This is a genomic window from Micromonospora craterilacus (assembly GCF_003236315.1).
GTDB classification, from domain to species: domain Bacteria; phylum Actinomycetota; class Actinomycetes; order Mycobacteriales; family Micromonosporaceae; genus Micromonospora; species Micromonospora craterilacus.
The window spans coordinates 1-21534 of sequence record NZ_POTY01000077.1 but is presented as its reverse complement, the minus strand read 5'-3'; the positions used below and the strand labels follow the sequence as shown (position 1 = coordinate 21534).

The following is a 21534-nucleotide window of genomic DNA, read 5'->3' as shown; positions in this document are numbered from 1 at the left end:
GGATCACCCCGAGAAAGGCACCCCCCGTGAAGATCGTGGCCGCCGACGTCATCGTCTCCAGCCCGGACCGCAACTTCGTCACCTTGAAGATCACCACCGAGGACGGCATCACCGGGCTGGGCGACGGCACCCTCAACGGGCGTGAACTCTCCGTCGCCTCGTACCTGCGTGACCACGTGGTGCCGTTGCTGCTCGGCCGGGACGCGCACCGCATCGAGGACGCCTGGCAGTTCCTCTACCGCTCGGCGTACTGGCGGCGCGGCCCGGTCACCATGGCCGCCATCGCCGCGGTGGACGTCGCCCTGTGGGACATCAAGGCCAAGGCCGCCGGCATGCCGCTCTACCAACTGCTCGGCGGGGCGTCGCGCAACGGCATCATGGCGTACGGGCACGCCTCCGGCCGCGACCTGCCGGAGCTGTTCGACTCGATCCGCGCGCACCTCGACCTCGGCTTCAAGTCGATCCGGGTGCAGACCTCCGTGCCCGGCATCAACGCCGTGTACGGGGTCGCCGCCCAGCCCAGCACCGACGGCAAGCGGTACGACTACGAGCCGGCCCAGCGCACCCCGCTGCCGGTCGAGGAGGACTGGGACACCCGGGCGTACCTGCGCCACCTGCCCGGCGTGTTCGAGGCGGTCCGCAGCGAGTTCGGCCCGGAGCTGCCGCTGCTGCACGACGGCCACCACCGGATGACCCCGATCCAGGCCGCCAAGCTGGGCAAGGCCCTCGAGCCGTACGACCTGTTCTGGCTGGAGGACTGCACCCCGGCGGAGAACCAGGAGGCGCTGCGGCTGGTCCGCCAGCACACCACCACGCCGCTGGCCATCGGCGAGGTCTTCAACACCGTGTGGGACTACCAGACCCTGATCCGGGAACAGCTGATCGACTACGTCCGGTCCGCCGTAACCCACACCGGCGGCATCACCGCGATGCGCAAGCTGCTCGACTTCGCCGCCCAGTACCAGATCAAGTCGGGCATCCACGGCCCGACCGACATCTCGCCGGTCGGCATGGCCGCCGCGCTGCACCTGGACCTGGCCATCCACAACTTCGGCATCCAGGAGTACATGCGGCACGGGCCGTTGACCAACGAGGTGTTCCGCCAGTCGTTCAGCTTCGCCGACGGTTACCTGCACCCCGGCGAGCAGCCCGGGCTCGGTGTCGAACTGGACGAGGAGGCCGCCGCGCGGTTCCCGTACCAGCCGGCGTACCTGCCGTTCAACCGGCTGATGGACGGCACGGTCCATGACTGGTGAGCCGTCGACCCGGCACATCGTGGTGATGGGTGTTTCCGGATCCGGCAAGACCACCGTGGCCAAGCGCGTCAGCGAGGTGACCGGGCTGGCCTTCGCCGAGGCGGACGAGTTCCACTCCGAGGCCAACGTGGCGAAGATGCGGGCCGGCGTACCGCTGGACGACGACGCCCGCTGGCCGTGGCTGCGGGCCCTGGCCGGGTGGATGACCGCCCGCCACCGGGAGGGCGTGTCGACCGTGCTGGCCTGCTCGGCGCTCAAGCGCTCCTATCGGGACCTGCTGCGGCAGGGCCCGCCGGGCGTGGAGTTCGTGCATCTGGACGGGCCGACCGAGGTCATCCGGGAGCGGATGTCGAGCCGCAGCCATCCGTACATGCCGGCGAGTCTGCTCGACTCGCAGACCGCGACCCTGGAACCGCTCTGGCCGGACGAGCGGGGTGTCGTCCTCGACCTCCAGCTCTCCACGGACGCGTTGGTCGCCGCGGCGGTCGAGCGGCTCGGCCTGCCACCGAGGCGCAGCGTGTTGGCGGGCGAAGGATGACGGTGGCCCGGGATGACCTCGCCGGCCCGCAGTTGCGGGCCGGCGAGGTCGTCGGTCAGTAACGCAAGGCGCGCAGATTGGCGTAGCTGTCGCAGGCAGACGACACGCCGTCCGGCCGTGGGCTGTCGTTTTCGGTCAGGTAGTAGTCGACGCCCGCCATCGTGCTGTGCACGAAGATGCGGGCGAAGTCGATGACGCCCTCGCCCACATCGGCGAACGACCCGTCGGCAGCCATGTCCTTGACGTGGAACAGCGGGAACCGGCCCGGGTACTGCTGGATGAGGTCGACAGGATCCGCGCCGACGCTGACCGCCCAGTACAGGTCGAGCTCCATCGCGACCAGATTCGGGTCGGTTTCGCGTACCAGCACGTCATAGCCGCGTACACCGCCGCTCTGCGTGGTGAACTCGAATCCGTGGTTGTGGTAGGCGACGGTGATGCCCGCCTGCTTGAGTTCGGCGCCGACGGCATTCAGCGTCGCCGCGACCTCTGCATAGTCGTGGAGTCCCCATGAGCCGGAACCCGAGATCCGGACGTACTTGGCGCCGAATGTCCTGGCATTGGCGATGACGCCGTGAAGGTTGTTTCGGAGGTCGCCGAGGCCGATCCCGATCGACGGAACCGACAGCCCCGCGTCGGCAACCAGCGGTGCCAGCGCCGTGGCCGTCCGGCCGTAGAAGTTGTTCACCGCGCCGGAGGGCTCCGCGTTGCGGTAGCCGCAGGCGGCGAGTGCGCCCAGGGTGGCCTCAGGCGCGGTTGCCATGGTTGCCCGCACGGTGTAGAGGACGAGGCCGATCCGGTCGTCGGGTAGCGCGCGGGTCCCGGGGGCCGGCTGCGTGCTGCCGATCTCGGAGTGAGCCGCCGCCCGTACGATGCTGCGGCGCTCCTCCTTTGTGATGAGGTCGTCCTGCTGAAGGGCGTTGGCGAGCCCGCTGACGGTGCTCACGAACCTGCCGTGGTTGGCGAACGGCGCCTCGGCCCAGATGACGTCCATGATTGTGCACCCGTTGCCCAGGTCGCGGTTGGGTACGCCCGAGTTGGCCTGGTCCTGGCCGAAGAAGACCGTGGACGAGGTGGTGTAACCCCAGGGGCAGGCATCCTCGGTGATCTGTGTGGTGAGGGCGACGGCCGTACCCGGACCGTTGGTGGGAGCCTCGGCGGCCGATGCCGGCGCCGGTGTGAACGGCAGCAGCGCCGCGGCCAGCGACGTGGCCAGCAGCTGACGCGCTCGCCTCGATCGAATGTGGGACGGGCGGACGGAGTCGGAAGGCATGGGCTCTCCTAGGTAGACGAGAAACGGCTGGAGGTTCCTGGCACTGGTGGTGTGCGGCAGGTAATGCGGATCGCGGACGAGGCCCAGTGCGCGAGCGGCCTCGCGCTGACGGATGGGTCGGCCGGGTCGGTGGTGGCGGGGTACGCACCCCGCCACCACCTGACTCTCAGCGCACCGTCACGACGACGGTCGAGGACAGCGTCGCCCCGAGGTTGTCGGTGACGGTCAGCCGTGCGGTGTAGGTGCCCCTGCGGGTGTACGTGTGACTGGCCGACGGGGCGTGCACGATCGCCGCGTTGTTGCCGAAGTCCCACGCGTAGTCCGTGATGGTGCGCCCGGGCGGCGGTGAGGCTGTCCCGGTGAATGCCACCTGCAGTGGCGCTGTGCCCGTAGTGGGCGTGGCCGAGGCCGAAACCGTCGCGTCGGTCTCTTCCCGCACCCCGGCGCCGTTGAAGCGCAGCCAGTCCAGCGACATCAGGTCGGGGGTGCCACCCGTCTGGTTCGGGTTGACGAAGACCAGATATAGCTTGCCTGTGCGGCCCGGGTCGGTCAGCTCCACCGTCGGCGATATGAGGTTGTCCCAGCCGCCGGTGCCGCCGATGGTGGCCCGACCGAGGAGTTCGCCGGTGGGGGAGTCGGCTCTGATCTCGATGTCGCCGCCGCTGCTGCCAGAGGCGACTCCGAAGGTGACCGAGTCGATGTTGCGGAGGTTGGCCGGGCTGAAGCTGATCCAGTCTCCATGATCGATATCCCCGATGCGCTTACCGGCGCTGGCGGTCGCGCGTTCGATCACCTCGATGCCGCTCTGGGCGTCGAAATGCTCGGCCTCCTTGCGCTTGGTCTGCAGCTCCACCCGGGTTGAGCCGACCAGCGACGGTGCTCCGGCCGCCCCGCCGTCGGTGTACTGCGCGGTGAGCACGGTGTAGAGGTCCTGTCCCGGGCCGTGCCCGTCGCCACCGCCGCTCTCGGTGACCGCCACCCCGGTGCACCCGACGTAGTTGTCCAGCGGGTGGGTGTGCGAGTCGTGGCCGAGTTGGGTCTGCACGACCACCTTGGAACAGTCGATGCTGCCCTCCTCCGGGTCGGTGACCGTAACCGTGTACGGGATGCGGTCACCGAAGTCGAAGAAGGCCCCGTCGGGGACGCTGAGGGTCACTGTCGGGCGGGTGTTGCCGGCCGTGATCTCCTGCACGGCGATGGCTGTCTGCCCATTGGTGGCGGTGACGGTGAGTCGGGCGGTGTAGCGCCCCGGTGTGTTGTAGGTGTGGCTGGGGTTGGCGGCAGTGGAGTCGACGTTGCCGTCGCCGTCGAAGTCCCAGGCGTACTGGATCGCGGTACCGTCCGGCCCGCTGGAGCCGGCGCTGGAGAAGGCGACGGTCAGCGGGGCAGGCCCGCTGTCCTTGTCCGCGGTCAGCCGGGCAACCGGCGGTCGGCTGTTGGCCACGTAGTCGATGCGGTAGATGCCGGCGCCCTCGTTGGTGCCGCCCCGACCGCTCCCGCTGCCCACGCCGAAGTCGATGACGTAGAGGGAGCCGTCCGGCCCGAACTCCGCCTCGAACGGCTGGATCCACGACATGTTGCCGAAGATTCCGTTGATGGACTGCAGGTCACCGACGTTGGTGGGGCCGAAGCGGGGATCGTTGAAGGTCTGGGCGGTCGAGTGGATCGACAGCGTCTTGAACCACTTGCGGGTCAGCTCGAAGACGATCCACTTGCCGTCGTAGTACTGGGGGAACTTGGTCAGCCGCTTGTTGGACGGGTCGAAGTTGTAGACGGGTCCGCTCATGGGGCCGCCGCCGCCCGTGCCGAGTTCGGGGAACTCCGGTGACGCCGAGTAGGCGTACCACACCTGCGCGGGTTTGGCCGCGGGGAGGTTGGTCAGGCCCGTGTTGTTGGGGGAGTCGTTGACCGGGGCGGTGCAGTCGAACTTCGGTCCGGAGGTGGAGGTGGCGAAGTCGTAGTCGTTGAACGGGGTGTTGTTGCCGACGCAGTAGGGCCAGCCGTAGTTGCCGGCACTGGTGATCCGGTGGAACTCGACGGTCCCTTCCGGCCCCCGAGCGGGGTTGGCGGACCGGGCGTCAGGGCCGTAGTCGGCCACGAGCAGCGCCTTGGTCTTCGCGTCAACGGTGATGCGGAACGGGTTCCGCATGCCCATCGCGTAGATCTCGGGCATCGTCCTGGGCGTGCCCGGGGAGAACAGGTTGCCCCCTGGGATGGCGTACTTGCCGTTGGGCAGGGGCTTGATCCGCAGGATCTTGCCCCGCAGGTCGTTGGTATTGGCGGAGGTGGCCTGTGCGTCGTACGCGCGGCGGCCGGGCCGCTCGTCGATGGGAGTGAAGCCGCTGGACTCGAACGGGTCGGTGTTGTCACCGATGGCGGCGTACAGGTTGCCCTGGCGGTCCATCGTCAGCGAGCCGCCCATGTGCGAGTTGGCGCGAGCCTCACCGCGCCAGGTGGGGATCGTGAGCAGGCGCTTCTCCGAGTCGAGGCTGACGCTGTTGCCGTCGACGGTGAACCGGGACAGGTTGAGCTGCTTCTCCACCCGGTCAGACCAGAGCAGGTAGATCCAGTTGTTCGTGTCGAAGTGTCGGTCCAGCGTCATGCCGATCAGGCCGTCGGACTGACTGGTGTGCTCCGGCGTGTAGGCGAAGTCGAGGAGCGTGGTGACGGCGAGGGTGTCCTGGTTGATGACCTTCAGTGCGCCGGTGCGCTCGATGTAGAAGACCCGGCGGTCCGGCGCCACCGCCAGTTCGAACGGGTCGGAGAGATTCTGGTTGACCAGGGGGACCCGCTCGAAGTTGTTCGTCCTGGTGGCGCCGCAGTCACCGGGGACGACGCCTGCCGCCCACCTGATGCCGCCCAGGAGGTGCTGGAGGAATGCCGGCTCCTGGAAGGACGACGAGCTGTGCCCGCCGGCCGTGAACCAGGAGCGGCCGCCGTCGTAGTTCTGACACCACGAATAGGCATGGTCGTGGCCCTGGTTCATCCCGGGAATGCCGTCGCGCACCTTGATCTGGGCGAGCGTGTGGACCCTGCCCGTGGGGTTGATCCGCCAGTTGTACCACTCCTCGCTGCGTTCCCAGAGTTCCGGAAGATTCTTTGTGGAGGGGTGGGCGTGGTCAAGGACCTTGATCCGGCCCGGGAAGGTACCGCCGGTGCGGGAGAAGTCCGGGTGGTGGTCGAAGATGGTCCCGACCAGTCCCTCGTACCAGGTCCAGTCCCGCTCGCTCGCGGAGGCGGCGTGCAGGCCGACCCAGCCACCACCACCGCGGACGAACGTCTGTAGCGCGGCCCGCTGATCGGCGTTGAGTAGGTCGCCGGACGCGGGGGTGGAGTTGGTGTTGTTGAACACGAGGGCGTCGAACCGGGCGAGGTTGGCGTCGGTGAAGGCGCCCGAGTCGGTGGTTGCCTCGACGGCGAAGCCGTGCCGCTCGCCGAGCTGCTGGATGGCGGCGATGCCGGCCGGGATCGAGTCGTGGTAGAAGTTCGTGACCTTGGAGAAGACCAGGACCCGGAAGGTGGCGGTGGTGGTCGATGCGCTCGCGGCGGTCGTTGTCGTGCTCGTCAACAAGAGAGTGACGGCCGCAAGTAGAGCGAGTAGTAGTGGGCGTTGGCGTCTCATACACGCGCTCCTCATGGGACGGGAATGGAAAGCGCTTTCCGCCCTTCGACCCTACGAGACGTATCTCGATGGGTCAATGTCCTGATGGGAGCCGGCTCCTGGTGACGCGAGGGTCGATCCCGGAGGCACCGGAACATAACGGGACCGCCGGTTGGACGCCCCGGGCGCGGACCAGGGCGGTAGGGTCCGGCTCGCCGACGGTGTCCTCCGTGACCAGATCGGCTGCCGACGAGCCCCGAACCGGGTCGGTGGGGCGCGGCATGGGAATCGCCTGCGGGTGGTCGCCGGCGGCGTTTGCCGTGACCGGGTGTGCGGGCGCTGTCAGCGGGTACGCCGCGGCTTTCGACTTCGGGCAGTGGGACGGCAGTTCTGCTGCCGGCCTCGCTGAGCAGGCGGTGACCCGGTCGGGGAGGACCGGGTCACCGCCTGTCGCTCAACGCTCGGGGTGGCGGCGGACGAAGTCCTCGTACGTCTCGTTGGCGAGTTCGATCTCCCGCATCTGGGCGGCCAGCTCCGCCCGGCGGATCTCCGCCGCCGACCGGGCCTGGGCCAGCCGCAGCTCGTGCCGGCGATCCCGCAGCCGGGACCAGCCCCGCACCGCCGCCCAGGCGATCCAGCCACCCGTGGCCACCAGGGCGGTCAGCGCGAAAGCGAGCAGGAACTCCATCTCCACGTCCCTTCCGGCGGGTCAGCCGACGTCCCGACGCGCCGCCAGCCAGCTGCCCAGCCCGAACATGAGCAGGGTGTACCCGAGCAGGACGAGGGTCGGTAGCAGGGCACCGGACGATTCCATCACCCCCGGCGTGCCACCGTCGAACTGGGAGCGGGCGCCCAACGCGCCGGCCAGTGCCCCGGAACTGGGGGCCAGCAGCACCTTCTGCACCACCTCCAGCGGGCTCAGCACCAGCGCGAGCCCGCTGATCGCGTTCTCCAGGACCAGCGTCCAGATCAGACCGACCGCGATCGCGGTCGCGGTGCTCCGGAAGGCGATCGCGAGGAACCAGCCGACGCTGGCGTGCGCGGTGCAGATCAACCAGGCCGCGGCCACCGCCCCGGCCAGGTCCGCGGCGGGCGGCCAGCCGGCCGGGTGCCCCTCCACCACCCCGAGCAGGCCGGTGACCAGTGCCAGTGCGCCGAAGGTGAGCACCGCGATGAGCAGGGTCAGGCCACACAGGACGACCGCGTGCCCGGCCAGCACCTGCCCACGCCGGGGCCGCTGGGTGAAGATCAGGTTCAGCGTGCCCCAGCGGTATTCGTTGCCCACGACCAGCGCGCCGAGGATGACCACGATGGCGCCGCCGAAGAGCGGGAACAGCCCGATCCCGGTGGTGACCAGCTGGCCCGGCAGTACGGCGGCGAGCAGCGACTCGGCGGCGTCGGCCTGCTCCGGGTCGCCGGCCAGCGCCAGGTGCACGAGGTAGGGGATGCCGATGCCGAACGCGAGCGCGAGGATCGTCCAGGTCGCGGTGACCGTCCACACGGCCGGCCGCCGGCGGTCGGCGAACCAGGCTGCCCGCACCGAGGCGATCATGCGTTGACTCCCGTCGTGACTTCCGGCCGGTCGGTGGCCTCGGCGGTCGGATCCGCACTGTCGGCGTCGGACCGTTCCGCCGCAGTCAGTTCCAGGAACGCCTCCTCCAGCGAGTGGCGCAGCGGGCGCAGCTCCCGTACGTCGATGCCGGCCGTCACCAGCCGCCGGTTCAGCACCGCGGCCAGCGCCGGATCGGCGGTGACCCGCAGCTGCCCGTCGACCGCTTCCACCGCCCGGACCTGGTCGTGCTCGCGTAGGCAGGCGATCGCCTGGTCCACCGGCTCGGCGTCGATCAGCAGCACCCCGGTGCCCAGCGCCCCCCGCAGTTCGTCGGGCGTGCCCTCGGCGACCAGCCGGCCGGCGTCGATGACCGCGATCCGGTCGCAGACCTGCTCCACCTCGGCGAGCACGTGACTGGAGAGGAGTACGGTGTGGCCCCGTTTCCCGAGCGCGCGCAGCAACTCCCGCATCTCGGAGACGCCGGCCGGATCGAGGCCGTTGGTCGGCTCGTCCAGGATCAGCAGGCTCGGCTCCTTGAGCAGCGCGGCGGCCACCCCCAGCCGCTGCTTCATGCCCAGCGAGTAGGTCCGGTACGGCGAATCGGCGCGGTCGCTGAGGCGCACCTCGGTCAGGACCCGCTCGACTGCGCTGTCCGGCACGCCCGAGTACCGGGCCGCCAGCCGCAGGTTGTCCCGGCCGGACAGGTGCGGGTAGAAGGCGGGCGACTCGATCAGCGCGCCCACCCGGGCCAGCTGGCTCGGCGTGCCGGGCGGCTGCCCCAGCACCCGGATGCGCCCGCTGCTCGGCCGGACGAGCCCGACCAGCATGCGCATGGTGGTCGTCTTGCCGGCCCCGTTCGGCCCCAGGAAGCCGAGCACCTCGCCCTCCCGCACCCGGAGGTCGAGGCGGTCGACCGCGGTGACCCCGCCCGGATAACGCTTGGTGACGTCGTGCAGTTCGATGGCGAAACGGTCGCCCATCAACGGGTCGCCGTAACCGGAAAATCGGGCAATGGGGACCCGTCGAGCAGGCTTCTTCGAATGTTCATGTGAAAGTACCTCGAATTCCCTGCTGCCACGCTGGGTTGCTTGCACGTCGCCAATTAACTGTCCGTAAAGTCGAGCGGGTGGGTGGTGTTGGAGACGCTCCCGCCCGGGGGCGTCGCGGCCGACGGCGGCACCCCGACAGGCGCCCACAGAAGGGCATCTGACCTGGGCTAAGCCGGTGGCCGCCCACAGGGTAGCGGAGGTCGATGCGCGCCGGAAGTCCCTGCCTGGGCGGCTGAACGTACGTTTTGTCTTAGCCGCAGCTCACGGCCGCGATATTCACCTGCAACATTGCCAGTTTAAAAAGAATTTGTTGACTGGCGAGTTGACCTTGGGCAGCATGTAGTCACTTTCGAGACTGTCGACGTCGATGCCATAGGAGCCGAGATGAGCGTGTCGCCGGACGGCGGGAAGACCCTTGGAATGCGGCCGAAGCTCCGGCACGACGTGGTCTTCCTGGACGCACCCGCCGGCGCGTACCTGCGCGGACCGGACAGCGCCTTCCTGATCAAGGGCAAGACCGCCTTCCGCTGGCTGACCTCGCTCAGCCCCTACCTCACCGGCGAGCACACCCTCGCCCAGCTCACCGACACCCTCGAACCGGCGCAGCGGCAGACGGTGCTCACCCTGATCCAGGCGCTGATCGCCCGCGGCTTCGCCAAGGACGCGGGCGACCGCACCGAGCTGGCCGAGCCGCTGGCCCGCCGGTTCGCCGCCCAGATCGAGTTCGTCGACCACTTCGCCGACGACCCCACCGGCCGCTTCCTGCGGTTCCACCGGGCCCGGGTGGCGCTGGGCGGCGGGGGAGCGGCCCTGCTCGCGGCGGCCACCGGCCTGCTCCGCAACGGCTGCCTCGCGCTCGACCTGTACCCGGACGACGATCCGGAGCGGTACGCCGAGGCGCTGCGCCCGGACCTGGCTGAGCTGCGGGCCGACGGGCTGCCGGCCGAGGTGATCGTCCACTCCGGGCCGCTGACCACCGCCGGCGCCGACGCGGTGCTCTACTGCACTGGGCCGGGCGGCCTGGCCCGCCTCGCCGAGCTGGCCCGCGCCTGTCACCGGGACGGCCCGCTGCTGGTGCCGGTGGTCTGGGACGACGACCGCGCGGTGGTCGGGCCGACCGTCGCGGCGGGGCAGACGCCCTGCTGGCTCTGCGCCCAGCTGCGGCTCACCGCCGCCGCCGACCCGGCGGCCTCGGCCGAGTTCTGGCGGCACCTCGCCGTCGGCGCCGAGGCCGACGACCCGGGCAGCCCGCCCGAGGTGACCGGGCGGATGCTCGGCAACGCCGCCGCGTTCGAACTCTTCCGGGTGCTGACCGGCGCGCTCGCGCCGGACACGGCCGCCGGGGTGCTCCTGCTCGACGCGTCCACCCTGGAATCCACCCGGGAACGGGTGCTGCCACACCCCGGCTGCCCGGTCTGCCGGCACGTCGAGGTGCCCACGGCTGAACCGTCCGACGGCTCGGACGACGAGACGTACCAGCGTGCCGAGGTCCTCGTGGCACCGAACGCCGGAGTCTTCACCCGGTTCGTCGACGACCCGCTGGAGCAGGCGCCGCTCAAGACGGCCCGGTTGCGGCTGCCCGGCCGGCGCGGGCCGCGCGAGGTGAGCGCCTTCGACGTACACACCGTGATGGGCGCCCGGCTCGCCGCGTACCGGGTCGCGGTCCGCGACCACGCGGGCCGGTACGCCGACCCGTCCGGCGCGGTGACCGCGTCCGCGGCCGAACTGCGCGACCGCGGCGAGCACCCGGTGCCGTGGGCGCAGTTGGACACGGCGGCCGGCGGGCCGTCCGGCGACCGCCGGCGGCGGTGGCTGCCCGCCACGGTGCTGGGCCGCGCGGAGCAGGTCTGGGTCCCCGCCGCCGTGGCCCTGCCCAGCACCGGGCGGGACGCCGACGACTGGGTCGAACCGACGGTCGCCGGCGCGGCCGTCGCCGCCACCATCGACGGCGTGATCGACCAGGGCCTGGCCGACGCGCTCGCCTACCACGCGCTGACCAGCGCCATTCGCGGCCGGTCCGGGCTCCGGGCGGTCAGCGAGGAGGAGCTGGTCCGCGACGACGACACCGCCTTCGTGGTCAAGGCGGCGCACCGCTTCGGCCGCCGGCTGTCGGTGCTGTCGCTGGCCGGGGCCGCGCCGGCGCACGCGGTGCTCGCCGTCGCCGAGCTGCCCGGCGGCGGCGACCGCCAGTGGGCGCTGGCCGGCGGGTTCGACCCGGTCGCCACCCGGCTGGCCGCCGCACTGGACGCGGTCGGACGCGTCCAGGTGCGGCACTTCGAGGGGGTCGACGCCGACCTCGGCGACCCGGTGCTGCGGGACTTCGATCCGGCGACGCTCACCGCCGGCGTCACCACGACCGACGCGGCCGGCGTCGACGCCCCGGCCGGCACCGACCGGGCGGCGGTGCTGGCGGCGCTGGCCGAGCGGTCGATCAGTGCCCTGCTGGTCGAGACGACCACCCGGGACGTCCGGGCCAGCGGGGCGTTCCGCAGCGGCGTGGTCCTGCTGCGTCACCACGGCCGTCCGGCCGACTGAAACCACCACAGCAAGTGGTCAGGCGAGGCACGCACCACGGAGAGGAGGTGGAAACATGCTGATCACCCTGAACGACGAGCTCCGTGAGCTGGAGACCGAGACCTTCGAGATCGAGGATGTCGAGGACGGCGCCGAGGCGCTCGCCGCGACCAGCTCGAGCTGCTCCTGCTCCAGCTGTTGCAGTTGCAGCACGTCGAGCTGCTGCAGCTGCAGCACCAGCTGCTCCAGCTGCGGCTGACCTGGGTAACCGGGGTTGACCCCCGACGCCGATGACCATCCGTCCTGGTGGGACCGCAACACGACCCATCCGCCGCCGACCGACATCGGCGAGCAACCCCTGCGTGCCTCCGCTGGATCCACCGTGGTGGTGCGGGCACCGACCACAGACGACTGGCGCCGACCGCGGCTCAAGGAGACGTCCCGTGCCGAACCAACCCCCGACATCCGGTTCGCTACCCGATTCGGTCCGCAGTGAACTCCGCGATCTGCAGACCGAGACGTTCGAGGTCGAGGACATCGCGGAACTGTCCGCCGACCTGATGGACATCTGCAGCAGCAGCACCAGCACCTCGAGCTGCTCCAGTTGCAGCACGTCCAGCTGTTGCAGCTGTACCTCGTCGAGCTGCAGCAGCACCAGCTGAGCCACCGCACCGCCGGACGTTCCGGACGCCTGGCGCCGTGATGGCCCGCCACACCCGAGGGGAGGTGTAACACATGCCGGAACTCACTGACGAACTGCGCACGCTGGAGACGGAGACGTTCGAGATCGAGGACGTCGACGCCATCGACTCCATGGTCATGGCCTGGTCCAGCTCCAGCTGCTCGTGCTCCAGCTGCTGCAGCTGCAGCACGTCCAGCTGCTGCAGCAGCAGCACCAGCACCGGTTGCGGCGGCGGGTAGGTCCGCTGCCACCGTCCCCGCCGGCGGTCCACGTCGGCGGGGCACCCGGTCCCTCGCCCCAGCCGCACGACCGCAGACAGGTGAACCGCATGATCGTCGACGTCCGGACCACCTCCACCGGGTGGGACAGCAGCCTCAAACAGCTCGGCGAGGCGCTCCACGAGCGACGCCAGGACCAGGCGCACCCGCCGGGCCTGACGCCGCTCGACGGGGTCACCGTACGCATCGCCGCCCTGGGCCTGATCGACGCGAACCGGGATGGCGCCGAGGCGGTCCCCGGCGACGATGTCCTGCCGATCTGGCTGCACGGTGCCACCGCCCTGGTCGGCCCCCGCTGGTCCCCGCCGCCGGACGCCGCCCGGCGGGCGGAACCCGGCCCTGCCGCGGGACCGTGCCCGCTCTGCGTCCAGCGTCGCTGGCAGGCCATCCGGGTCCGCGAGGAGCGGCACGCCCTGGAGCACGGTGCCCGGGTCGGCGCCGTCGCCGCCCTGCCCCACCTGACGCCGTTCGCCGTCGACGCGCTGTGGCAACTCCTGCTCGTCGCCGCCCGGACCACACCCGAGCGACCCGGCGTCGGCCGTCTCTGGCAGTTGCGGATGGACACCCTGGAGACCACGGCCGTGGCGGTGCTGGTCGACTCCGAGTGCCCGGCCTGCGCCCACACCCGCCCGGACACCGCCGAGGCCGCGGTCATCGCGCTGACCAGCCGGCCCAAGCCCGACCCGTCCGGGTACCGGCTGCGCTCCGCCGCGGACCTTGACCTGCCGGTGACCGCGCTGGCCAACCCGGTCGCCGGTGCGCTCGGCGGCACCGCGCTGCGCGCGTACAACGCCACCGCCACCGCGCCGGTGACCGGCTACTTCCGGGTCCGCAGCCGCTACGACCTGCATGAGATGTGGTGGAGCGGGCACGCCAACAGCTACGGCAGCAGCGAGACGTACGCCCTGCTGGAGGGGCTGGAACGGTACGCCGGCCAGTTCCCCCGGGCCAAGCGGACCACGGTCTTCGACAGCTACGCGAACCTCGCCCCGGACGCCCTCGACCCGGCCGGCCTCGGCTACCACCCGGCGTTCTACCAGGGCCACGGGCTCTACTACGCTCCCTACTCGCCGACCGAGCCGATGCACTGGGTGTGGGGGTACTCGCTGCGCGACCGCGAGCCCCGGCTCGTGCCCGAACAGCTGGTGTACTACCTGGACCGGCGCACCGACCAGCGCAAGTTCGTCCAGGAGTGTTCCAACGGCTGCGCCAGCGGCAGCTGCCCGGAGGAGGCGCTGCTGCACGGCATGCTCGAACTGGTCGAGCGGGACGCCTTTCTGCTCGCCTGGTACGGCTCGGCGCGGCTGGCCGAGATCGACCCGGCCACCTGCCGGGACGAGTCGGTGCACTTCATGATCGACCGGGTGAACCTGCTCGGCTACGACCTCCGCCTCTTCGACACCCGGGCCGACCTGCCCGTCCCGGTGGTCACCGCGGTCGCCGTCAAGCGCGGCGGCGGGCTCGGCCAGCTCTGCTTCGCCGCCGGTGCCAGCCTCGACCCCGACGACGCGGTCCGGGCGGCGGTCTGCGAGACGGCGTCCTACGTGCCCGGTTTCGACGAGCGGGTCGCCGCCAGCGAGCCGGCGCTGCGGGAGATGACCCGGGACTACACCAAGGTCCACGAGCTGAGCCACCACGCCCTGTTGTACGGGCTGCCGGAGATGACCCACCACGCCGGGTTCCTCTTCGACGATCCGCCGCTGCGGTCGATGACCGAGCTGTACGGCGACTGGCTGGCGACCCGGCCTACCCACGACGACCTGCGCGCCGACGCGGAGTACCTGTGCGGGCTGATCGCCGGCCTCGGCGGCGACGTCCTCGCCGTCGACCAGACCTGCCCGGAGCAGGAGATCGCCGGGGTGCACACGATGGCGCTGGTGGCTCCCGCCCTGATCCCGATCGACTTCGGGTGGCAGCGGCAACGGGTGCTGCACAGCGACCGGCTGGCGCGCCACCTCGCCCGGGGCGTGTCCGGACCCGACCGGCTCGGCGCCACCGCCCGCAACCTCCACCCGCACCCCTTCCCGTAGGAGCACCGGCATGCAGCAGGAGGCCCGCGACGTCGTCCGGGACTACACCGAGGCGGTCTTCCGCCGGGCCCGGGTCCCGATGGAGCCGCTCAACTTCGAGGTGGACTGGGTCGACCAGCCCTCCCGCCACACGGCGTACCCGGGCGCGCCCCGGGTGCCGCTGCCGACCGACCTGCCTGAGCTGCCGACCCTGCGTGACCTGTTCACCGGGGCCGGCCCGCCGGCGGTGGAGGACTGGTCGTTGGCCCGGCTGGCGGCCCTGCTGCGGCTGTCGTACGGGGTGCTCGACCGGCGGATGACCGTCAACTGGAACCAGGACATCGCCAAGCGGGCGCACTTCGACTACGCCGTCTGGGGCCGGGGCACCGCCTCCGGCGGCGGCATGTACCCGGTGGAGCTGTACCTGGTCGCCGGAGCGTCGGCACCGCTGCTGCCCGGCGTCTACCACTACGACACCGGCCGGCACGTGCTCCAGCGGCTGCTGCTCGGCGATGTCAGCGACACCGTCCGGTCCGCGCTCGCCGCCCCCGAGGACGCGGACAGTTTCCTGCTGGCCAGCATCAAGTTCTGGAAGAACTCGTTCAAGTACAACAGCTTCTGCTACCACGTGGTCACCCAGGACCTCGGCGCCCTGCTCGGCTCGTGGGACCTGCTGGCGTCCGCGTACGGCGTACCGCTGCGCCGGCTGCTCTGCTTCGAACCGGCGCCGATGGACCGGCTGCTCGGCTTCGACAGTGACGATCAGAGCGTCTTCGCGGTCGTGCCGATGCGGTGGACCGCCGACCCACCGACCGCCGCGTCAGACCCGCCCGCCGCGTCCGACCCGACCGCCGCGTCCGACCCGACCGGCGCCGGAGGCGGCGGTGCGGCGCCGGTTCCGGCGGCCGGGGACGTCCAGGTCCGGTACGCCGCCCACGAGCGCTCCCGTCGGGTACAGCGGTTCCCCACGGTCACCGCGGTGCACCGGGCGGCGGCCGTCCCCGCCGTCATCGCGCCGGAGACGGTTCCCGACGCCGCTCCCGGGGAGCTGCCCGGTGCGCCCGTCGAGCTGCCCGCGCCCCTGCTCGACCGGCTGGACCGTCCCCTGTCGACGGTGCTGGCCTCCCGGTCCAGCAGTTTCGGCCGGTTCCGCCGGCCGCCCGAGCTGACCGCCGCCGAACTCGGCACCACCCTCGCCTTCGCCGCCGCCGGCCGGCACCATCCTGCCGACGTCGGGTTGCCCGGCGACGCGCCGGCGCTGACCCGGCTCTGGGTCTTCGCCAACCACGTCGACGGGCTGCCCGCCGGTGGTTACGCCTACTGCCCGCGGCGGCACGCGCTGCGGCCGGCCGGGCCGGAACCCGACGGCGGCATGTCCGCCTTCCTGCAACAGCAGTACTTCCTCACCAACTACACGATGGGACAGGTGGGGGCGGTGCTGGCCATCTCCGGCCGGCTCGACGCGGTGCTCGACGCCTACGGCCCCCGGGGCTACCGGATCCTGAACGCCGAGATCGGCGCGGTGGCGCAGCGGGCCTACTGCGCGGCGGCCGCCCAGCGCGTCGGCTGCGGCGCGGTGCTGGGCTTCGACAACGTCTCCATGGACACCGCACTGGGGCTGGACGGCACCGACGAACGCACCGTGCTGTTCCTGCTCCTCGGGCGGCATCCGGACGCCACCGCCGACCTGGCGTACCGGCTGTGACGCCCCCGACCCGCGCCGACGCGCCGACGAAGGAGAGACCCGTGACGGTGTCCCTGCCCGCACCACCGGCCACCGAGGTGTCCTGGCGGATGCCCGAGGTGTTCATGCTGCGCACCGCCGGCCTGCCCCTCGACGTCGCCGACCGGCTCGCCTTCGACCGCAGCGCCGCCTGGGCCCGCCACCTGCTCGACCTGGAGGCGCGGCTGCGTGACACCGGCCGGGAGTTGGCCGACGCGCTCCAGGCGGCGGTGGCCCGCAACCTGCACGACGACGGCCTGCGGCAGCGGCTGATCCGGCTGCGCCGCGACGTGTACAACCTGCGCCCACCCCGCCCGGCCGACCCGGCCGGCTGGCCGGCCGAGGCGCTCGGCGTGGACACCCACCGGGCGCTGGTGGGCTGGCTGGAGACCCTCGCGGCGTACCGGGGGGAACTGGGTGCCGGCGCGGCGGTGCTGGCCGAGGAGTTGGCCGAGCGCCGGGCGGTGCTGCGCGACCTGGCCGACGACCCCGACCTGCGCGGCGGGATCCTGCTGGCCTCCCCGTCGCTGGACCAGTACCTGCCGGGATACCTCGCCGCCTCCGGGAAGCCCGGCAAGCGGGCCCGGCGGGTGGAACGCTCCCTGCTGGAGTACGCGCTGCGCACCGCCTGCAAGACCAGCCCGTTCAGCCGGCTGACCACGGTCAACGTCGGGACGTTCGCCCCGGGCGGCGGCCGGCTGCTCGACGTCCGGTCCCCAGCCGACGCGGTCAAGCGCGGCGCGGCCCGGCTCAACCTCGCCACGCTGGGCCGGTTGTCGGCCATCGTGCTGGCCGACGAGACGCTCCGCGCGGACCTGCCGGTCACCGTCACCACCGGCTGGCGCATCGAGCGCGGCCGGCTGCGCTACCTGCGTCGCCGCCGGACCAGCTCCGAGGACGGCGACGCCGCGATCACCATGGAGTCGATCCACGAGTCGCTGTTCGTGCTGCCCACCGGCCAGGTGCTGCACGACATCCTGGCCGCGCTCGACGGCGGCCGGGTCCGGAGGATGTCCGAGCTGGTCACCGAGTTGGCCACCGACGGCCGCCCGGCCGACGAGGTCGGGCAGTACCTGCACCACCTGCTCCGGGTCGGCCTGCTGGTGGTGCCGAACCTGCAACTGGACATCCACGCCGACGACCCCGTCGAGGGGTACCGGCTCGCGCTGCGGGAGATCGGCCGGGGCTGGGCCGACCGGCTCGCCGACCGGGTCGACACGGTGAACCGCCTCGCCAGCGGCTACCCGGCCGCCGACGTGGCCGGTCGCCGCGCGGTGCTCGCGGACATCCGCCGGGAACTGGTCGCCGCCCACGGCGACCTCGGCCGCGCCGACGTCCCGGCCCCCCGGACCCTGGTCTATGAGGACGCCACCCTGCGCACCGACGCCCCGGTCACCGCCGACCGGGACCGGTGGGAGCGCGACGTGCTGCCCGAGCTGCGGGCGCTGGCCCTGATCATGCCGGTGTTCGACGTCAACCTGCCCCGCCGGCTGGCCACCAAGGGCTTCTTCCGGGCCCGCTACGGCGCCGGTGGGCGCTGCGACGACCTGCTCACCTTCGCCCACGAGTTCCAGCAGGACTTCTTCGAGCACTACACCGGGCGGATGATGCGCCGCCGGGCGTTCGACGCGGACAACGCGTACGTGCGGCAGGAGAACTGGTTCCGGCAGGAGGAGATCTCCGCGCTCGACGACGCGCGCGTCGAGGTGGCCCGTCGGGTGAACGAGGCGTACCGCCGACTGCCGGCCGGCGCCGAGGAACTGGCGCTGGACGACGCGTTCATGGCAGACATCGCCGCCCTGGTGCCCGACACGCTCGGCACCCTCGACCCGCGGTCCTTCTTCCTCCAGTTCGCCGACCAGGGCGACCGGCAGCGGGTGGTGGTCAACCGGATCTACTCCGGCATGACGCTGCTGTTCTCCCGCTTCGCCCACCTCTTCGCCGACGAGGACCTGGCCGGCGCGCTCCGCGCCGAGCTGGCCCGGCTCCAGCCGCCGGGCGCGGTGCTGGCCGAGCTGAAGGGCGGGTACGACGCCACCAACCTCAACCTGCACCCGGCGGTCACCCCGTACGAGCTGGTCTGCCCGGGGGAGATCAGCTTCAGGCCGGCGGCCGAGCAGATCCAGATGGACGATCTCAGCGTCGAACACGACCCGGTGGCGGACCGGCTGCTGTTGCGCTCGCGTCGGCTGGACGCCGAGGTCATCCCGGTCTACCTGGGCTTCCTGCTGCCGATGGCGCTGCCCGAGGTGCAGCAGGTGCTGCTCACCTTCGCCTACCTCGGGATGGCCCAGCCGGACTTCTGGGCGGGCACCACCGTGCCGCTGCCCGACCGGGGTATCGCCGGCTATCCGCGGATCGTGCACGGCGACCTGGTGCTGCAACGGCGGATGTGGAAGCTGCACCCGGACTACCTGCCACCGGCGCGTACCGCCGAGGTCGGCGAGGCCGACTGGTTCCTGGCCTGGCAGCGGTGGCGGCGCGACAACGGGCTGCCCCGCCGGGTGTTCGCCACCCCGGACGGCACCCGGCTCGCCCCGACCGCCGACGACGCCGGCCCGGCCGGTACCCCGGCCGGTGGGCGGCCGGACCACAAGCCGCTCTACGTCGACTTCGACAGCTACCTCTGCCTGCAACTGCTGGAGGCGATGGGGCGGTCGGCGGGCAACCGGCTGGTGCTCGCCGAGATGCTGCCGGACCGCGACGAGCAACTGCTGAGCGGCGAGGCCGGAGCGTACGTCACCGAACTGACCGTCGAACTCAACGGTGTCCGAGGGGGAGCCGAGCATGACTGACTACCCGTCGCCGGTCGATCACGGCTGGCTCAGCGTCCACGCCTTCTACGCCAGCAATGCCAACCCGATGCTGGTCGAAGGTGTCCGGCCGCTGGTGGACGAGCTGCGCGCCGACGGGCTGATCAGCCGGTACTTCTTCATCAAGTACTGGATGGAGGGCCCGCACGTACGGCTGCGGGTGCTGCCCGCCCCGGGCGTGGACCCGGCGCTGGTGCGGGCCCGGATGGACGCCGCCCTCGGGGCGTTCCTGCGCCGCCGGCCCGCGCTGTACGAGGTGGACAGCGAGGGGCTGGGCAGCCTGTACAAGCAGATGTTCCTCGCCGAGTACGGCCAGCAACGGTGGGACGCCGAGTACGGCCCGGACGGTGCGATGCCGATGCGGGCGAACAACAGCTACCACCACATCCCGTACGAGCGCGAGTACGGCCGCTACGGCGGGCCGGCCGGCATCGAGCTGGCCGAGTGGCACTTCGAGCACTCCAGCGACGTGGTGCTGGACCTGCTGGCCACCACCAACGTGCACGTACGCCCGGTGCTGCTCGGCCTCTCCGCCCAGCTGAGCATGATGATGTGCGCCGCCTTCCTCCCCGACGACCGGCGCATCGCCGAGTTCCTCGACGAGTACCGCCGGTTCTGGGAGGTCTCCTACTCCGAGCCGAGCGACGACTACCACAACAGCTTCGACACCAGCTACCGCAAGATGGACGCCGGGCTGCGTGACCGGCTGGCCGCCATCCGCGCGGCGGCCCGCGACGACGCCGCTGTCCGGGCCACCGGCGTGGAGGGCCGCTGGTCGGCGCACTGCCGTGAACTGCGTGACCGGGTGGTCGCCGCGACCGGCCGGGGCGAGCTGGTGTTCCAGCGCGGCGGCGGCGAACCCACCCCGGTTGCCGACCTCGACATCGCCCTGCCCATCGTGCTCAGCTCGTTCGTGCACATGACCAACAACCGGCTCGGTGTGAGCATCCTCGACGAGATCTACCTGTCGTACCTGATGCGGACCGCGCTGCTCGACGACCTCGCCCCGGCCGGGCCGCGATGACCACCGTCGACGTCACCTGGACCCGGCCCCGGCTGCGGGACGGCATCGTCCTCGGCCCCGGCCAGTGGCGGGACGGCAAGCTGGTGCACCACGTCAAGGACCCGGACACCGGCTGGTACTACCGGGTGGGGCCGCGCGAGCACTTCCTGATGTCCCGGATGGACGGCACCCGGAGCCTGGACGAGCTGGCCGGCGAGTACGCCGCCGCCTACCAGCGCCGGCTCGGGCCGGAGAACTGGCAGCAGCTGTTCGGCATGCTGCACCAGCGGCAACTGCTGCACGGCGCCACCGATCCGGAGGAACTCGCCCGGCTCACCGCCTCGGCCGCCGAGGGCGCGGCGAAGGCCCGGCGCGGCCCGCTGTCGGCGCGCCTGCCGCTGTTCGACCCGGAACGGCTGTTCACCCGGCTGCTGCCCTGGCTGGCACCGCTGTTCAGCTGGTGGTTCGTGGTGCCGGCGCTGGTGGCCGTGCTGGCCGTCGCCGGGTACGTGGCGCTGCACCTGTCGGAACTCGCCGACGGGGTCACCGGGGGCGGCCGGCCACTGCCGGCGATCCTGGCCGCGGTGGTGATCACCTGGGCGATCGTCTTCCTGCACGAGTGCGCCCACGGGCTGACCTGCCGGTACTTCGGCGGGCGGGTCACCGAGATCGGGGTGATGTGGCGTTTCCCGCTGGTGGCGCCGTACTGCAAGGTCGACGACGTGGTGCTGTTCACTCCGCGTCGGCGGGTGGCCACCGCGTTCGCCGGGGTCTTCGTGAGCATGCTGGCGCTGCTGCCGTTCGCCGCGATCCGGCTCTGGGGTACGCCCGGCGGCCTGCTGTACGACCTGGCCGGCACGTTGCTGATCTTCGGCACCGCTGCCGCCGCCCTCAACCTGGTGCCGTTCCTGCGGCTCGACGGCTACTACATGCTCAGCCACGCGCTGAACCTCACCGACCTCCGGGGCGACAGCTACCGGTTCTACGGCCAGCTGCTGCGCCGCGGCCCCGGCGCGGTACGCGCCCACCGCCCGCGCGACCGCGTCGCGTACGCCCTGTACGGCCTCGCGTCGGCGGTCTTCGCGGCGACCGTGCTGACCCTGCTGGTCCGCTACTGGTACGACACCCTGGCCCGCTGGGTCGGACCCGGCTGGTCCGTCACCATCCTGCTCGCCGAAGCCGTGGTGCTGGCCACCCTGCTCACCTACTTCCTCCGCCGCCGCACCACCCCCCAACCCAGCTA

The 21534-nt window shown here is 71.6% G+C and carries 16 protein-coding genes; 11 read left to right on the top strand and 5 right to left on the bottom strand.

The genetic code is table 11. From position 1 onward, the window contains the following. Nucleotides 1-26 precede the first annotated feature (26 nt). Nucleotides 27-1256 carry a D-mannonate dehydratase ManD gene (gene manD, locus C1I95_RS14330; RefSeq protein ID WP_111214325.1) on the top strand — a complete coding sequence of 410 codons (1230 nt, stop codon included), beginning with the start codon at nt 27-29 and terminating at the stop codon, nt 1254-1256. After that, nucleotides 1246-1794, top strand: coding sequence for a gluconokinase (locus C1I95_RS14325; RefSeq protein WP_111214324.1), 549 nt, complete (start codon nt 1246-1248; stop codon nt 1792-1794). Before manD ends, C1I95_RS14325 begins: the two co-directional genes overlap by 11 nt. A gap of 55 nt (nt 1795-1849) precedes the next feature. On the opposite strand, the gene C1I95_RS14320 is transcribed toward C1I95_RS14325, so the two are convergent. From C1I95_RS14320 to C1I95_RS14300, 5 genes are all read right to left on the bottom strand, one after another. After that, entirely contained in the window at nt 1850-3226 is a 1377-nt protein-coding gene (locus tag C1I95_RS14320) for a sugar phosphate isomerase/epimerase family protein (protein ID WP_199523746.1), read from the bottom strand. Between the two features lie 7 nt (nt 3227-3233). Then, on the bottom strand, nt 3234-6635 hold the full coding sequence (locus tag C1I95_RS14315; RefSeq protein WP_233513666.1) for a ThuA domain-containing protein: 3402 nt from the start codon (nt 6633-6635) through the stop codon (nt 3234-3236). A 487-nt stretch (nt 6636-7122) separates the two neighbouring features. After that, nucleotides 7123-7356 carry a hypothetical protein gene (locus tag C1I95_RS14310; protein ID WP_146605716.1) on the bottom strand — a complete coding sequence of 78 codons (234 nt, stop codon included), beginning with the start codon at nt 7354-7356 and terminating at the stop codon, nt 7123-7125. Nucleotides 7357-7377: 21 nt separating this feature from the next. Next, complete coding sequence (locus tag C1I95_RS14305; protein ID WP_111214320.1) at nt 7378-8220, bottom strand: DUF2705 family protein; 843 nt, start codon at nt 8218-8220, stop codon at nt 7378-7380. Continuing rightward, complete coding sequence (locus C1I95_RS14300; protein WP_111214319.1) at nt 8217-9200, bottom strand: ABC transporter ATP-binding protein; 984 nt, start codon at nt 9198-9200, stop codon at nt 8217-8219. Before C1I95_RS14300 ends, C1I95_RS14305 begins: the two co-directional genes overlap by 4 nt. A 453-nt stretch (nt 9201-9653) precedes the next feature. Here C1I95_RS14300 and C1I95_RS14295 point away from each other — a divergent pair, with 453 nt between their 5' ends. The 9 genes from C1I95_RS14295 to C1I95_RS14260 all read left to right on the top strand — a co-directional run. Then, the gene (locus C1I95_RS14295) at nt 9654-11804 is read left to right on the top strand and encodes a TOMM precursor leader peptide-binding protein (protein WP_111214318.1); all 2151 of its coding nucleotides are present in this window, start codon (nt 9654-9656) and stop codon (nt 11802-11804) included. A gap of 55 nt (nt 11805-11859) precedes the next feature. Next, nucleotides 11860-12042: a hypothetical protein gene (locus tag C1I95_RS35800; protein WP_199523745.1), complete on the top strand. Its 183-nt coding sequence runs from the start codon at nt 11860-11862 to the stop codon at nt 12040-12042. 184 nt (nt 12043-12226) lie between these two features. Then, complete coding sequence (locus C1I95_RS36370; RefSeq protein WP_233513665.1) at nt 12227-12445, top strand: thiazolylpeptide-type bacteriocin; 219 nt, start codon at nt 12227-12229, stop codon at nt 12443-12445. 73 nt (nt 12446-12518) lie between these two features. Then, on the top strand, nt 12519-12704 hold the full coding sequence (locus tag C1I95_RS14285; protein ID WP_111214316.1) for a thiazolylpeptide-type bacteriocin: 186 nt from the start codon (nt 12519-12521) through the stop codon (nt 12702-12704). Between the two features lie 89 nt (nt 12705-12793). Continuing rightward, nucleotides 12794-14773 (top strand): TOMM precursor leader peptide-binding protein, encoded by a 1980-nt coding sequence (locus C1I95_RS14280; protein ID WP_146605715.1) that lies wholly within the window; start codon nt 12794-12796, stop codon nt 14771-14773. Nucleotides 14774-14783: 10 nt separating this feature from the next. Continuing rightward, entirely contained in the window at nt 14784-16457 is a 1674-nt protein-coding gene (locus C1I95_RS14275) for a SagB family peptide dehydrogenase (protein WP_111214314.1), read from the top strand. Between the two features lie 41 nt (nt 16458-16498). After that, nucleotides 16499-19270, top strand: a complete 2772-nt coding sequence (locus C1I95_RS14270) for a lantibiotic dehydratase (protein ID WP_111214313.1) — start codon at nt 16499-16501, stop codon at nt 19268-19270. Beyond that, nucleotides 19263-20312, top strand: a complete 1050-nt coding sequence (locus C1I95_RS14265; RefSeq protein WP_233513664.1) for a lantibiotic dehydratase C-terminal domain-containing protein — start codon at nt 19263-19265, stop codon at nt 20310-20312. The genes C1I95_RS14270 and C1I95_RS14265 overlap by 8 nt, the downstream gene beginning before the upstream one ends. Further along, nucleotides 20309-21534 (top strand): metalloprotease (locus C1I95_RS14260; protein WP_111214311.1); only part of this gene is annotated, 1226 nt, incomplete at its 3' end. The genes C1I95_RS14265 and C1I95_RS14260, both read left to right, overlap by 4 nt.